This window comes from Mesorhizobium sp. 01N446, from assembly GCF_056399285.1.
Genome location: NZ_JBFTRA010000002.1, coordinates 836557 through 851619, shown reverse-complemented (window position 1 = coordinate 851619; position 15063 = coordinate 836557). Strand labels below are relative to the sequence as shown.

Annotated in this window: 15 protein-coding genes; 10 read left to right on the top strand and 5 right to left on the bottom strand. The window is 64.4% G+C overall.

What is annotated here, in order from left to right; genetic code table 11:
- Window positions 1-123 precede the first annotated feature (123 nt).
- The 6 genes from AC1DPX_RS12455 to AC1DPX_RS12430 all read left to right on the top strand — a co-directional run bounded on the left by AC1DPX_RS12455 (window position 124) and on the right by AC1DPX_RS12430 (window position 6629).
- Window positions 124-744, top strand: coding sequence for a TetR/AcrR family transcriptional regulator (locus tag AC1DPX_RS12455; RefSeq protein ID WP_477236939.1), 621 nt, complete (start codon window positions 124-126; stop codon window positions 742-744).
- Between the two features lie 121 nt (window positions 745-865).
- A complete protein-coding gene (locus AC1DPX_RS12450) occupies window positions 866-1609 on the top strand; it encodes a DeoR family transcriptional regulator (protein ID WP_477236937.1) in 744 nt (247 codons plus the stop codon).
- Window positions 1610-1722: 113 nt separating this feature from the next.
- The gene (locus AC1DPX_RS12445) at window positions 1723-3294 is read left to right on the top strand and encodes a sugar ABC transporter ATP-binding protein (protein ID WP_477236936.1); all 1572 of its coding nucleotides are present in this window, start codon (window positions 1723-1725) and stop codon (window positions 3292-3294) included.
- Window positions 3291-4277 (top strand): ABC transporter permease, encoded by a 987-nt coding sequence (locus AC1DPX_RS12440; protein WP_477236934.1) that lies wholly within the window; start codon window positions 3291-3293, stop codon window positions 4275-4277. The genes AC1DPX_RS12445 and AC1DPX_RS12440 overlap by 4 nt, the downstream gene beginning before the upstream one ends.
- A gap of 77 nt (window positions 4278-4354) precedes the next feature.
- Entirely contained in the window at window positions 4355-5506 is a 1152-nt protein-coding gene (locus AC1DPX_RS12435; protein WP_202358769.1) for a substrate-binding domain-containing protein, read from the top strand.
- A 124-nt stretch (window positions 5507-5630) separates the two neighbouring features.
- Window positions 5631-6629, top strand: a complete 999-nt coding sequence (locus tag AC1DPX_RS12430; RefSeq protein ID WP_477236932.1) for a bestrophin family protein — start codon at window positions 5631-5633, stop codon at window positions 6627-6629.
- Window positions 6630-6647: 18 nt separating this feature from the next.
- Here the strand turns inward: AC1DPX_RS12430 and AC1DPX_RS12425 are convergent, their stop codons facing one another.
- From AC1DPX_RS12425 to AC1DPX_RS12410, 4 genes are all read right to left on the bottom strand, one after another.
- A complete protein-coding gene (locus tag AC1DPX_RS12425) occupies window positions 6648-6920 on the bottom strand; it encodes a hypothetical protein (protein WP_477236930.1) in 273 nt (90 codons plus the stop codon).
- 119 nt (window positions 6921-7039) lie between these two features.
- Entirely contained in the window at window positions 7040-8044 is a 1005-nt protein-coding gene (locus tag AC1DPX_RS12420; protein WP_477236928.1) for a zinc-dependent alcohol dehydrogenase family protein, read from the bottom strand.
- A gap of 47 nt (window positions 8045-8091) precedes the next feature.
- Entirely contained in the window at window positions 8092-8370 is a 279-nt protein-coding gene (locus AC1DPX_RS12415) for a hypothetical protein (RefSeq protein ID WP_477236926.1), read from the bottom strand.
- 91 nt (window positions 8371-8461) lie between these two features.
- On the bottom strand, window positions 8462-9211 hold the full coding sequence (locus AC1DPX_RS12410) for a DUF899 domain-containing protein (protein WP_477236924.1): 750 nt from the start codon (window positions 9209-9211) through the stop codon (window positions 8462-8464).
- A gap of 387 nt (window positions 9212-9598) precedes the next feature.
- Here AC1DPX_RS12410 and AC1DPX_RS12405 point away from each other — a divergent pair, with 387 nt between their 5' ends.
- From AC1DPX_RS12405 to AC1DPX_RS12395, 3 genes are all read left to right on the top strand, one after another.
- Complete coding sequence (locus AC1DPX_RS12405; RefSeq protein WP_477236922.1) at window positions 9599-10819, top strand: helix-turn-helix domain-containing protein; 1221 nt, start codon at window positions 9599-9601, stop codon at window positions 10817-10819.
- 33 nt (window positions 10820-10852) lie between these two features.
- The gene (locus AC1DPX_RS12400; protein WP_477236920.1) at window positions 10853-11485 is read left to right on the top strand and encodes a Vgb family protein; all 633 of its coding nucleotides are present in this window, start codon (window positions 10853-10855) and stop codon (window positions 11483-11485) included.
- Window positions 11486-11625: 140 nt separating this feature from the next.
- Window positions 11626-12456: an aldo/keto reductase gene (locus AC1DPX_RS12395; RefSeq protein ID WP_477236918.1), complete on the top strand. Its 831-nt coding sequence runs from the start codon at window positions 11626-11628 to the stop codon at window positions 12454-12456.
- Here AC1DPX_RS12395 and AC1DPX_RS12390 read toward each other — a convergent pair.
- On the bottom strand, window positions 12453-14627 hold the full coding sequence (locus tag AC1DPX_RS12390; RefSeq protein ID WP_477236916.1) for an alpha/beta fold hydrolase: 2175 nt from the start codon (window positions 14625-14627) through the stop codon (window positions 12453-12455). The two genes, AC1DPX_RS12395 and AC1DPX_RS12390, sit on opposite strands and share 4 nt — an antisense overlap.
- Here AC1DPX_RS12390 and AC1DPX_RS12385 point away from each other — a divergent pair.
- Window positions 14616-15047 (top strand): hypothetical protein, encoded by a 432-nt coding sequence (locus AC1DPX_RS12385; RefSeq protein ID WP_477236914.1) that lies wholly within the window; start codon window positions 14616-14618, stop codon window positions 15045-15047. The genes AC1DPX_RS12390 and AC1DPX_RS12385 overlap by 12 nt on opposite strands.
- Window positions 15048-15063 lie beyond the last annotated feature (16 nt).

The following is a 15063-nucleotide window of genomic DNA, read 5'->3' as shown; positions in this document are numbered from 1 at the left end:
TTCGAAAGACGTGACATACGGGGTTCCCTGCCTATATGATGAAAGCACTCCACTTAAACGGAGGCGCCTCCGTTTATTACGTGGGGGCTGGCCCGGTCGGGTTCAAGGCCCCATATTTCGTCCGTGGAGAAAAAATTGGCCGCAGCCAACATTGCCGAACAGAAGGCCGCAGAGGAAAAACCGCTGCGCGCCGACGCGCAGCGCAACCGCGACCGGCTGGTCGAGGTGGCGGCGGTCGTGTTCGCCGAACGCGGCATCGATGCCTCGCTGGAGGATATCGCGCGCCGCGCCGGCGTCGGCATCGGCACGCTCTACCGGCATTTCCCGACGCGCGAGCATCTGGTCGAGGTGGTCTACCGCCGCGAGGTCGAGGCGCTGTGCGCGGCCGCCGGCGAGCTAGCCCAAAAACATCTCTCCGATATCGCCCTGGAGGAATGGATGCGGCGCTTCGTCGACTACATCGCCACCAAGCGCGGCCTGGCGACCAGCCTGCGCATCCTGCTCACCACCAATTCGACACTGTTTTCCGACACGTCGGGCAGGGTGTCGCAGGCCCTGCGGCAACTGGTCGAGGCGGCGGTGGCCGACGGCACCATCCGCGGCGATGTCGACGCTTCCGACGTGCTGCATGCGCTCGGCGGCATCTATTCCGCGCCCGATACGCCGGAGTGGCGCGACCGCTCGCGGCGGCTGGTCAAGCTGTTGATGGACGGTTTGCGGTTCGGGGCAGGGAAATCCGCCTAAGCGAAATTTTGTAACCAGCGCATCCATTAGCCATGGCAGGGCGAATCCGCATCCAGCGCTTGCATCCGAATGCGAGCGGTTGTTAACATCCTCACATTTCAGGGATGCACAGGCCCAACGCATGACTGTTCGAAAAGCGCAAAGGACGGCACGGCTGATCGATCTGCTGTCGCAGCGGAGGGTCATCCATCTCAGCGAGGCGGCAGCGCTGCTTGGCGTCTCGGAGATGACGGTACGGCGCGACATCGCCACCAACCAGGGACAGATCGCCTATCTCGGAGGGCACATATTGGCGGCGGCCGAGATCGAGGCCGACATTCCCTACGAGCTGGCGACCGCAGCCGACAGCCATGCGGCGGCCAAGCGCGAAGCCTGCGCGCACGCGGTGCGCAAGATACGGCCCGACGAGACGATCTTCATCGACTGCGGCACGACGCTGATCCATCTGATCGATCTCATCCCCGACAATTATCAAATAACGGCAATATGTTATGCCATGAATGTCGCGGAGCGCCTGAGCCGCAAACCCAATGTCACCATCATCATGCTGGGCGGCGTCTATCATCCGGCGTCGGCGTCTTTCTCGGGCACGCATGATTTCGACATTTTGAAGAGCGTCGGCATCAACGCCGCCTTCCTGTCGGCCGCCGGCGTCGATGCCAAGCGCGGCGCCACCTGCGAGCATTTCCACGAGGCGGTGGTGAAGCAGAAGGTGATGAGCCTGGCGCGCGAAAATTACCTGGTCATCGACTCCAGCAAGATCGGCAAGCTCAAGCGCGCCTTCTTCTCGGCGATGGATGGTTTCGACGCGGTGATCACCGAGCATGGCGAGGTCGGGCCGGATTCATTCCGGCCGTCGGCCTGACTCCGTTTGACATTTCCCCAACGTGATGGAAAAGTCACAAAAAAAGTAAGAGAAGTCTCAAAAGAGACTCGACAAGGGTAGGGGACGCGTCAACGGGAGGAAGTGCGGGCGTCATGATCGAACAGGGTTCGACTGCGCCATATTCCGGGACCCCCTTGCTGCGCGTCGAAGGCGTCAGGAAGCGGTTCGGCGGCGTCAATGCGCTGCGCGGCGTCAGTCTCGAAATCCTGTCCGGTGAAGTGCATGCGCTGCTTGGCGAAAATGGCGCCGGCAAGTCGACGCTGATCAAGATACTCAGCGGTGTGCACGAGCACGATGGTGGCTCGATCGAGATCGACGGCAAGCCTGTTTCGTTTTCTTCGCCCGCGCAATCGCGCGATGCCGGCGTGGCGGTCGTCTATCAGGATCTGAGCCTGGTCGAGTCGCTCTCGGTCGCCGACAATCTGCTTCTGGGGCGAGAGCCGAAGACGCGGCTCGGCTTCCTGAAAAAGCGCCAGCTGGTGGCGCAGGCCGAAGCCTTCCTCAAATCGCAGAACATCCCGCTCGATGCCCGCGCCATGGTCGGGTCGCTGCCCTTCGCCTATCGCCAGATGACCGAGATCGCCAAGGCGCTGATGGGCGATGTGCGCCTGCTCATTCTGGACGAACCGACCTCGGCGCTGACCGACGATGAGGAAAAAATCCTGTTCGAGGCGATCCGGGCGGTCGCGGCACGTGGCGTCGGGGTGATCTACGTCACCCATCGCCTCAACGAAGTGTTCCGCATCTCGAACCGGGTGACCGTGTTCCGCGACGGGCAGAACGCCGGCACTTTCGTCACGGCGCAAACCAATATGCGGCAATTGGTCGGCGCGATCGTCGGGCCGGATCACGCTGTGCTGAAAGCAGATGGCGCTGCATCTGGGCAAGGCATGGCGCCATCAGCCGTTTCCTCTGAAAAGCCCGTGCTCGAACTGAAGGGCGTCAGCAATGACCGGCTCGACGGGGCCAGTCTCGAATTGCGCGCCGGCGAAATCCACGGCCTTGCCGGGCTTATCGGCAGCGGACGCACCGAGATCCTGCAGACCATCTTCGGCCTGCGGCCCGTCCAGTCGGGCGAGGCCACGCTGGACGGCGTCTCGTTGAAAGACACCGATCCGGCGGCGGCGATACGGCGAGGAATCGCGCTGGTGCCGGAGGACCGGCACGTCCAGGGCCTTGTCCTCGAACATTCGATCGAGCGCAATCTGACCTTGCCGCGCCTGCCTTATTTTTCGCGCCTTGGCTGGCTGCAGCGGCGGCCGGCGAGCGAACACGCCAACGCCGCGATGCGCAGGCTGGCCGTGAAGGCGCCAAGCGCGTCGACCACGGTGAAGAACCTGTCGGGCGGTAACCAGCAGAAGGTGGTGTTCGGCAAGTGGAACGAGCCGCGGCCGCGCGTGCTTTTGCTCGACGAGCCGACGGTCGGTGTCGATGTCGGCGCGCGCGAGGAGATTTACGGTGTCATTCGCGCCGCGGCAACGGCCGGAAGCGGGGTTCTGCTGGTGTCGTCGGATCTCTCCGAACTGTTGCAGCTCTGCGACCGCATTTCCATCGTCGTCGATGGCCGCATCACCCGGACGATCGCGCGGCCGGACTTCGGCAGCGCCGAGGACCTGCATCACCTCATTCAGATTTCGCAGCCATCGGAAGAGCACGCGGCATGACCAATACGCAAAACCCGGCAAAGGCCGCCGCCAGCCAGCCGAGCGGACGCTCGGCCCTACGGCATCTGCTCCAGGGCGAGCGTCCCTACATGCTCTACGTCGCCTTCGTCGTCATGCTGATCGTCTTCAGCCTGGCGTCGCCCTGGTTCCTGTCGATCGACAATTTTCTCAACATCGGCCGGCAGACGACGCTGGTCTCGATCATCGCTGTCGGCATGACATTCGTCATCATCTCCCGGCAGATCGACCTGTCGGTCGCCTCGACGCTGGCGCTTTCGGGCATGAGCGCATCGCTGGCCATGGCTTTCGTCGCCAACAGCTGGGTCGTCGGTGCCGTGGCGGGGCTGGGCACCGGGGCGCTGATCGGGCTGCTCAACGGTGTCTTGACCACGCGTCTGGAAATCCCTTCTTTCCTGGTGACGTTGGGGACGCTGAGCGGCGCGCGCGGACTGGCGCTGATGGTCACCAACACCAAGCCGGTCATCATCACCAACGAGCATTATTTCGCGATCTTCGGCGAAGGCTCGGTGCTCGGCATCCCGGCGCCGATCCTGTGGACGCTCGGCGTCACCACATCAGGCATATTGCTGCTGCATTACAGCGTCTATGGGCGCCGGGTCTACGCTGCCGGCGGCAATCCGACGGCCGCGCTCTATTCCGGCGTCCATATCAAGCAGGTCACGACGCTCGCCTTCGTGCTGACCGGGACGCTCGCGGGCCTCGCATCGCTGATCCTGTCGGCGCGCTCGCACGCGGCGCGGCCCGACGTGGTGCAAGGCATGGAGCTCGACGTCATCGCCTCCGTCATCCTCGGCGGCTGCAGCCTGTTCGGCGGCCGCGGCTTCGTGCTCGGCACGCTGCTCGGCAGCCTGATCATCGGCACGCTCAACAACGGGCTGGTGCTGCTCGGCGTCAGCTCGTCACTGCAACTCGTCATCAAGGGAGCAATCATCGTCGCCGCGGTCGCGTTCACGAGGAGGTAAGGCGCGCATCCACGGACATCAGCAGAAACCGCCGGCTCCAAACGGCAAACAGACGTCAGAAATCAACGGAGGAAGTCATGAAACAATCGGCAAGAATCCTGTTCAGCACATTGAGCCTCGCCGCCAGCGCCTTCGCGCTGTCGACGTCGCTCGGTCTCGCGCAAACACCGGACACCTGCGTCACCGGCGTCGACATGGCCACGCTCGGCCCCAAGGGCATTGTCGGCCAGGGCCCGCATGGTGAAAAGGCGGCCTCGCCCGACGAGCTGAAACTGACCGACGAGGAAGCCGCCAAGGTCAAGGCCGGCAAGTTCAAGGTCGGCATTTCCATGCAGACGGTGAACCTCGACTGGTCGCAATTGCAGGTGCAAGGCATCAGCGAAACGCTGGCCAAATACGGCGTCACCGTCACCGGCGTGGCGTCGGCCGAATATCAGGTCGACAAGCAGATCGCCGATATCGAGAACACCATCCAGCAGCACCCGGACGGCATCATCTCCATCCCCGTCGATTTCACCGCGACGGCGCCGACCTACAAGAAGGTGGGTGAAGCCGGCATCAAGCTGGTGTTCATGGACTCTATTCCGGTCGGCCTTGAATCGCCCAAGGATTTTGCCTCGATGATCTCGGCCGACAGCCAGGGCAACGGCCAGATCGCTGCGACGATCCTGGCCTCCTGCATGCCCAAGGGCGGCACGATCGGGCTGGTGAATTTCGGCGTCGACTATTTCAGCACCAATGAGCGCACCAAGGGCGTCAGCGAGTGGATGAAGAAGAACCGTCCCGACATCATCATGAAGCAGGTCGACTTCACCGATCCCTCGAAAGTCTCGCAGATCGCCGGCGACTTCCTCACCGGCAATCCCGATGTGAAAGGCCTGTTCGCCGTTTGGGACCAGCCGGCGCTCGACACGCTGTCGTCGATGCGCGCGCAAGGCATCGACATTCCGATCGCCACCGTCGATCTCGGCCTGCAGTCGGCGATCGAGATCGCCAAGGGCGGACCGCTCAAGGCGACCGGCTCGCAGCGCCCCTATGACCAGGGGGTGGCCGAGGCGCTGGCGATGATGAAGGCGCTGATCGGGCAACCCACGCCCGCCTGGGTCGGCGTGCAGTCGCTGCCGGTGGTGCAGTCCAACGTGCTGGAATCCTTCAAGACCGTCTTCCACAAGGATCCGCCGGCCGAACTGGTCGACGCCTGCAACAGCGCCAAGCCGAAGTGCAATTGAGGTAGCGGCATGGGCGCGGGAAAACCCCGCGCCCATGGTAGCCAAAACGGCCATTCATCCCGAGCGCGGGGCATGCTAGGCGTCACAGCAGAGTAGCCTGATATCCACGTTTCGAGGGCATGCGATGTATGTAGGCCGTTCCTACAAACTGATCGATTTCGCGCTGTGGTCGCGGCGCAGCGTCATCTACATGGTGGTGGTGAGCGGACTGGCCGTCGCGGCCTACCGTCTTCCCGGCATTGCCGGCTTCTCGGTGCCGTGGTCGGTCGTACTCGTGCTCGGCACCACGGTGTCGCTGGTGGCCGGCTTCAAGAATTCGCAGGTGCTCACGCGCAGCGGCGAGGCGCTGCAGGCGTTCACGCAAATCATCGCCAGCAGCCGGATGTGGTCGAATTTCTGCAGGGATTTCCTCGACGCGCCGACAGCCAGGCAACTCATCTACCGCCATATCGCCTGGATGACGGCGCTGCGCTTTTCGCTGCGGCGGCCGATGCCGTGGGAATCGATGGGGAAGGCGGCCAATATCGAATACATGCGGCGTTACCGCATCCGGGAGGACAAGGGCTCGCTCGCAGAAGAATTGCCGCCGCTGCTGTCGGAACAGGCCGACAAGGTGCTGAAATCGCCGCAGCCGGCCCTGGCCCTGCTCGAAATGCAATCGGTCCAGGTCAACGCGCTGTTCAAGGACGCCAAGATCCCCGCGCAGATCTACGTCGAATTGACGAAGCTGATCCGCGACTTCCACGACCAGCAAGCGCGCTGCGATCGCATCAAGAACAATCCCTATCCGCGCCAATACGCCATCGTCAGTTCCATGTTCGTCATGATCTTCTGCACGCTGCTGCCGTTCGGCGTGGTTCCGGTCTTCGCGGATATGGGCAAGCTTGGCGGCGTGCTCGCCACGTTCGGCATCTGGCTGACCATCCCGTTCAGCACGCTGCTGGGCTGGGCCTACATGTCTCTCGACCAGGTCGGCGAGAGCAGCGCAAACCCGTTCGAAGGCAATGCCAACGACGTTCCGATCTCGCAGATCTGCCGCGACATCGAGATCGAACTGCGCGCGGGCCTCGGCGAGACCGACCTGCCGAAGCCCTTGCTGCCGGTCAACGATATCGCAACGTGAAGTGCCTGGTTGGCGCTTCTACGCTTTCGCCTCGACGAGGATCACCAGCGATTCCGGTACCACGCCATCATGCGCCATGGCGTCGGCGGCCGCCTTGCTCTGCATCAGCGCGGCCATCTTATCCATATCCGGCACGTCCATCATCACCGCCACCCGTTTCGGGTTCTGCGGATCGACGAAGGTGCGGATGTTGGTGATCCCCAGCGAGCCGAAAAGCTCCTTGCGCTTGGGTGAACCGAGCCAGTGCTTGCTGTCTTTCGAAATGTCGTGATGGCCAATGACTGTTGGCATGGCATCCTCCCCAAGGTGACGCCGGCGGCCGATATCGCCCGCCTATGCTGCGATCCACCTGTGCAAGGAACTGAGCTCCGTTTCCCATCGACTGTCAATTAGCTATTGCTCATGTAGTTCTAGACCTCCAGGCAAACCTTGCCGAAATGCTTTTGCGCCCCGTAGTGAGTGAAGGCGGCGGCGATGTCGCGCAGCGGGAAGCGGCGGTCGACGACCGGCTTGATGCCGTTGACCTCGATCGCGCGGATCATGTCCTGTTGGTCCGCCCGGCTGCCGATAGAAATGCCGCTGATGCGGATCTGGTTCGAGAACACGGCCGGGATCGAGACGTCAGCTGCAAAGCCGGTCAGCACGCCGATCAGGGCGATGTGGCCGCCTGTGCGGCAGGCGGTTATCGATTGCGCCAGCGTGGCGGGGCCGCCGACCTCGATCACGTGATCGACGCCGCGTCCGCCGGTCAGTTCCCTGGCCTTGCGGCCCCAGTCCGGCACGGAATTGTAGTTGACGACGGCGTCGGCGCCGAGGCGGCTCAGCCGCTCCAGCTTTTCCTCGTCGGACGAAGTGGCGATGACCCTGGCGCCGGCGGCCTTGGCGAATTGCAGCGCAAACAGCGATACGCTGCCGGTGCCAAGGACCAGCACCGTGTCGCCGGGCTTGACCTTGCCGGATACGACCAGGCCTCGCCAGGCGGTGACCCCGGTGCAGGTAAGCGCCGAGGCCTCGGCGTGCGTATAGCCCGCCGGGGCTTTGGTGAAGGCGTGAGCGGGCATGCAGACATATTCGCTGGCGAAGCCGTCGAAACTTTCTCCTGGAATGTCGCGCCTTGTGGCGGGCGTCATGTCGCCGTCCAGCCACCAGGGATAGAAGACGCTGACGACGCTGTCGCCGGGCTTGAGCGCATCGACATTGCCGCCGACAGCGATCACTTCACCGGCGCCGTCGGACAGCGGCACGCGGCCATCGGCCAGCGGCGTCTTGCCCTGCACGGCGAAATCATCGCGCATGTTCAACGAGCAGGCGCGGATCCTGACCAGGACGTCACCGGGTCCCGGCCGGGGCGGATCTTCCTCGACCAGGTCGAGCCTGTCCAAGCCACCCGGCGCCCTCAGCCTGACGAGCTTCATTGTCTTCTCCGAAATGTGGGGAGTGATGTGGTTAGGACGGCTTGGATCTATCGGAACGGCCGGCCTGAGATCACCCTCAGCCAGGGTGCGAGATGGAAGGCGCTCATCAGCAGGTACATGGCTGGCATCCCGGTTAAAGATGGGCCGGTGAGCGGCGACACACCCATGCACATCATGGATGCATCACTGCCCTGAAGGCAGGAGAGCAGCGCCATCACCGCAAAAGTCGGTGCTGCGGCGAGGCACAGCCAGTCGGCGATGCCAAGGGCGCGAGTTCCCGTATTGTCGGGGACGTTGCCGCCCACGCGTGTGTGGATGTCGCTCATGGTTCGTGTCCCTTGATGGCTGCGACCCGTCAGGACTTGGTTTCCTCTCCCCACTTCGCGAGGGAGAGGAACCCAAGCTGGATGGCTCTTGCTACTCGCCCTTGTCGCGGAAGGCGGCTTCGCCGGCGGCGGCCACTTCCGCCCATTTCTTGTCGGCTCCGGCTTCGTAGTTGTCGTGCCAGTTCCACCAGCTGTAGAGCGGCGTCTGGGGATAGCCTTCGGGCGAATCCTCCCAGATCTCCTGGCGGCCGAGCGGGGTGGCGTCGAGATAGCTCCAGACCGTACCCATCGCCTCGTCGCCGCGGCTGTTGATCAGATAGGTGCGGAAGACGCGATCGCCGTCATGGATGAAGACATTGTGGCCATGCCATTCGTCGACGCCGAAATCCTTGTCGAAGCTGTCGGTGATCGTATACCAGGGCATCTCCCAGCCCATCCGTGCCTTCAGCCTGACAATGTCGTCCTGGGGTGCGCGCGAGGCGTAGGCGAGCGTGGTGTTGCGGGCGTTGAGATGGGCGAGGTGGCCGACCTGGTCGGCGCCGAGCGAGCAGCCGCGGCAGGCATGGTCGGGCCAGCCATAGACGCCCGGCTCGAAGAAGGCGCGGTAGACGATCAGCTGGCGGCGGCCTTCGAACAGGTCGAGCAGGCTTGCCTTGCCGTTGGGGCCTTCGAACTCATAGGCCTTGTCCACTTCCATCCACGGCATGCGCCGGCGTTCGGCGGCGAGCGCGTCCTTGGCGCGCAGCGTCGCCTTTTCCTTCACCAGCATCTTTTCGCGGGCGGCGTCCCATTCCTGCCGGGAAACGACCGGCGGGGTCTTCATCGTCATGTGCTTGGTCATTGGTCTTCTCCTTTTTCAGTCATGCTGCCGACGCGGCCTGTGATCGCCTTGGGAGCCAGGCTAGTGCGGTGAAGCGGGGAGGCGTGAGTTACATCTGCGACGGGATTTGAATCGTCCGGCCCGGCGCAGCAGGGGTGGCGGAGCCGTGCGATGTGTTCGAGATTGTCGGTTGCAGGCATTTTCAACTATCCCTAATGAGATGCTTACTATTAATACCTGAGATGCTCAGGCTAGCGAGCGCCGGAATTGGCGTCAACGGTGCCGATGGCGGCCTCAGCCACATGGCTAGGTCGCCATCGGGCCATCGCGGCTTGCTGACCGGCGATGGTGATTTAAGTTAGGGCGCTGATGTGCCGGGGTGGGAGTTACAAGTGTGACGGGATTTGAATGGACTCGCTGATCACCGCGGCGGCGCTGGCGCTGGCGGCGGGCGATCCGCTGGGCGCGCTCGATCGTGTCGCTCTGCGCGAGGACGCGCCGGCGCTGGCGCTGCGCGGCATCGCCATGGCGCAGCTCGGCGATTTCGATCGCGCCAAGTTGCTCTTGCGGCGGGCGGCCCGCGCGTTCAGCCCGAAAGAGGCTGTCGCGCGCGCCAGATGCGTCGTCGCCGAGGCCGAGATCGCGCTGGTCTCGCGGGATCTGGGCTGGCCGGCCAAGGCGCTCGACGCGGCGCGCACGACGCTGGAAAAGCATGGCGACCGGCTGAACGCGGCGCATGCCGGCCACCTCAAGGTGCGGCGCCTGCTGCTGATCGGCAGGCTCGACGAGGCAGAGCATGTGCTGACCGGGCTCGACCCTACGCCGCTGCCGCCGGCCGCGCGGGCCGCGCATGAGCTCGCCGTGGCCGGCATCGCCATGCGGCGGCTCAGGACCCGGCCGGCGCGCGCAGCACTGGAATGGGCGCGCAACGCCGCCCGGCAGGCGGGCATTCCAGGCCTCATGGCGGAGGTCGCCACCGCATCGCTCGCGCTGGAGACGCCGGCGGCGCGTCTGATCACGCAAGGCACGGAGCGGCCGCTGCTGCTCGAAGAGGTGGAGGCGCTGCAGGCATCGCCGGCGCTGGTCGTCGATGCCTTTCGCTACACGGTGCGTGCCGGGGACAGGACTGTCTCGCTGGCGAGCCGGCCGGTGCTGTTCGCGCTGGCGCGGGCGCTCGCTGAAGCCTGGCCCGGGGATGTCTCGCGCGAGGAGCTCGTGGCGCGGGCCTTTGGCGGCAAGCATGCCGATGAATCGCACCGGGCGCGGCTGCGCGTCGAGATCGGCCGGCTGCGCGCCGAGCTCGCCGCGCTGGCCGACATCAGCGCCACCAAGCGCGGCTTCACGCTGGCGCCGCGCCAGGCGCGTGCGGTGATGGTGCTGGCGCGGCCGATCGAGGAACGCCATGCCGCCGTACTGGCCTTGCTGGCGGACGGCGAAGCCTGGTCGAGCTCGGCGCTCGCGCTGGCGCTCGGAACCGGCCAGCGCAGCGTGCAGCGGGCGCTTGAGCCGCTCGCCGAGGCCGGCAAGGTGCAGTCTTTCGGCCACGGCCGGGCGCGCCGCTGGATGACGCCGCCGGTGGCCGGATTCACGACCACCTTGTTACTCCCGGCGCCGCTGCCAAGCAGTTAGGAAGGGTGGATGACCACAATCGAGGATCAAGACATGAAACATTCACCGGCCGAAATCCTGCGCGAATATGGCCCTTTTCCCGGCGTGGAGCGGATCCATGGGGTGAGCTTTGACGGCGAGAACGTCTGGTTTGCCTCTGGCGACCGGCTGAACGCCTTCGATCCGCAAAGCGGGCAGGCGCTGCGTTCGATCGATGTCGCGGCACATGCCGGAACCGCCTTTGACGGCCGGCATTTCTTCCAGCTCGCCAATGATCGGATCCAGAAGATCGATCCCGATACCGGCGCGGTCCTCGCCACGATCCCGGCGCCCGGCGGCGGCCGCGATTCCGGGCTGACCTGGGCCGAAGGCACGCTCTGGGTGGGGCAGTACCGCGAGCGCAAGATCCACCAGATCGATCCCGTGACCGGGAAAATCCTGCGCACCGTCGAATCCAGCCGCTTCGTCACCGGCGTGACCTGGGTGGATGGCGAGTTGTGGCACGGCACCTGGGAAGGCGACGAGAGCGATCTGCGCCGCGTCGACCCCAAGACCGGCAAGCTCCTGGAGCGGCTCGACCTGCCGGCCGGCATGACCGTCTCGGGGCTGGAATCCGATGGCGGCGACCGCCTCTATTGCGGCAGCACATCCACCCCAGTGGTGCGGGCGGTGCGCCGGCCGAAATGAGCGGGCTCCTCTAACGAAGACATCAGGTCCAGGAAGTCGCCGGCGAAATTATCCGCAGGCGGCTGGCCGTCGCCCCGGCGCGTGCCTAGATAGGCTGGGTTGGGCGACCGCCCGGACATCTCTTCGCAAAGGACCCGACCATGGCCGAACAGATCACGTTGAACGACGGCACCACCATTCCGCAGCTTGGCCTTGGCGTGTGGCAGGTCGATCACGGCATCACCGCCGATGTGGTGGGCTGGGCGATCAAGGCCGGCTACCGGCTGATCGACACCGCGCAGGGCTACCAGAACGAGGAGGGCGTCGGCGAGGCGATCCGCGCCGCCGATGTGCCGCGAAGCGCGCTGTACATCACCTCGAAACTGCGCAACGGCGCTCATGAACGCGACGCGGCGAGGCGCGCTTTCGACGACACGATGGAAAAACTCGGCATCGAGCAGATCGACCTGTTCCTGATCCACTGGCCGGTGCCCAGCCGCGACAAATATGTCGAGGCCTGGAAGACGCTGATCGAGCTGAAGCAGGCCGGCCGCATCAAGTCGATCGGCGTTTCGAATTTCAACAGGGACCATCTGGAGCGCATCATCGGCGAGACCGGCGTGGTCCCGGTGGCCAACCAGATCGAGCTGCATCCGCGCTTCCAGCAAAGCGCGCTCAGGGAATTTCATGCCACGCACAATATCCAAACCGAAAGCTGGAGCCCGCTGGGCAGCGGCCGGCTGCTCGGCGACCCGACGATCGCCGGCATTGCCCGCAAGCACGGCAAATCCGCGGCGCAGACGATCATCCGCTGGCACCTCCAGCAAGGGCTGATCGTCATCCCCAAGTCGGTGCGCCAGGACCGCATCGCGGCCAATTTCGACGTCTTCGATTTCGAACTGGACGCGCAGGACCTGAAGACGATCGCCGGCATGGATTCGGCCGACGGCCGCGACGGCCCGAACCCGGCCACGGCGTCGTTCCTGTTCTAAGGGTCGCGTGCCCTCTCCCACCGGGGGAGGGCATGTTCTCCCCCGGGATCTGAAGGCGATTCGCTGACCCTGTAGAACGAAAGCGCGCCCGGCATGCCGCTCGCTTCCATCTCGCCCCGCTCCTGGAATATCAGGCTGGAGCCGACGACGAGATCGCGCACGGTTCGCGACGCGATGATGTCGCCCGGTTCGGCGTGATCGAGCAGCCGCGCCGCGAGCTCGATCGCGATCCCGGTCAGATCGTCGCCGCGCTCTTCGCATTCACCGGTATGGACCGCGCAGCGGACATCGATACCGGATCGCCGCAGGCGATGACGGATCGCGACGGCGCACTGGATCGACCGGGTCGGCCTCTGGAACACGGCGAGAAATCCATTTTCCGAGTGCCTGATCTGCCTGCCTTCGGCAGTGAGCAATTCGGCGCGGATCTCTTCAGCCTGGCGTTCGGCAGTATCCGCGCCGCCACAGGAGGGCGGGTTACCCATCTCCAGCAGCAGAACCGACACCAGGACCCGTTCGCCTGGTGCCACCGGCAGGGCGCCGGTAACGAAGGATTGGATCTCGTCGACGAGACGATCGGAATTCTCGCCCCAGATCACATGGTCGCGTCCGGCGAGTTCGATGTATCTGGCGCCTTCGATGTGCGTCGCCAGGTAGCGCCCTTCTTCAGGTTTTACCCAGCGGTCGCCGCTCGTCTGCACGATCAGTGCGGGAACATGAATGGTAGGCAGAATGTCACGGATGTCGATTTCCGTGCCCCAGCGCCAGAGCGCGATGGCTTCGGCGGGCGAGGCCGAATTCCTGAGGTAGGCTGCGAACCATTCTCTCTCGTAGCTGTCATTCATCAGGCTGGGTGCCGCATTGCTCATGTCCGCAGGCTCGCCCCATTGTCTCTCGACGGCGGCCAGGTCTTCTTCCACCTGCTGGCTTGTCCTTGCCCATGGGTAATCCTTCGACCACCTGCCCCTGGCATAGGTTCCGTTGAGCACAAGTGCCGCGGTGCGCTCGGGATAGGTCGCCGCGAACAGCATGCACATGGGGCCGCCTTCGGAGCTGCCGAACAGAACCGTACGCTTCGAGCCGACCGCATCCAGCACCGCCCGCATGTCTTCCATTCGTTCCTCAAGGGTCGGCAAACCAACGCTGCGGTCTGACAACCCTGTGCCGCGCTTATCCATGCGGATCAGGCGCGAAAAGGTGCCGAGACGATGAAGCAGATGCGAAAGCCGCCGCGACGACCAGGCAAGATCGAGGTTGGAAACCCATCCAGGAACATAGATCAGGTCGATCGCTCCATCGCCGGTTACCTGATAGGCGATGTTGGTCCCCGCCGATTTGACATAGTGGGTCGAAGCCTGCTGCCGCTCGCCGGCATGGGCTGGCGCTGGTGGTGATATCGCTCCGACAGGAGGGGCCGGGCCTGCCGTCTTGGACCGCGCTTGCGGCGCCATGCGGCGCGTTCGCAACTCTTCGTAGAGGGAACGGGTTTCGGGCTCGGGCTGCAGGTTGAGCCCGCGCTGCAGCACGCCACGGCAATTTTCATATTGCCTCAGCGCAAGATTGATCCGGCCCTGGGCCGCAAAGGCTCGCATGAGAGCGCGGTGGATGTCTTCCCGCAGGGGCTCCATGGTCAGCAGACGCGTCGCCGCGCGGACGCAGGATGCCGGATCGACCGCCGAGTAATGCGCAACGAGCCTGTCCAGCGCCGCGACCGCTATCGCCCTCAGGCGTTCGCGCTCGACCCGCAGCCAATCTTCGAAGGGCTCTTCCTTCAGCCCGAAGCCTTCGAGCAGGTCGCCTCGATAGACGAGAAGCGCCTGTTCGAGATCGTCAGCCATTGAACTGGCGGCCAATGCCTCGAACCGGGCGACATCGAAATCAAGTTCATCGAGATGGAGGGCGACGTTGTCACCGTCGGTAAGGAAGCGACCGCCGGACGCCTGCATGGCCTTCCTCACGGCCGACACCGCCTGCCTGAGGCTCGTTCTGGCCTGTGCCTCGCTGTTGACGCCCCAAAGCAGTGTCGCAAGCTTCTCGCGTGACTGCGAATGTCGCGACTGCAAGGCGAGATAGGCCACCATGGCGCGCGCCTTGCGGCTGAGAACCGGCACTGCCCGCGCATCGCCGGCAAAGTCGAAACCACCGAGCAGGTTGAGGTGATGGTGCGCCATCGGATCCGCCACAACTTTGCGATGATCCTTTCCCGTAGCTGCCCCCATTTCAACCGGGATTTTGCCGACGCGGCGCTTTTCACGAATCCATCACGCTTGTTCCAACGCGTATCTCACGGCGGTGGAGGAGAAGGCTGGGGATCAACAGCCTTGTATCGGGAGGATGTCATGCTGCCCCTAAATGCGACCGACTGGCCCACCTGGCACGATGAACCCAGGGAAAATTCCGGCGAGGTAGCGCCGCTGCGGCATGATCTTGCGCTCGCGCATTATCTTGAGAGGCAGCAGGCCTGGCGGGCATCGGCGGTCCACCGGTTCGATCCCGGGGAAACGGCGATCCGCTGGTGCGCGCTGGTCGCACGTGTCGTGCGGGCGGGCCGCTTCACTTCCGCCGTCCCATCGCCGCGTCACGACCATTGAGGCCGAACCGCGCCGC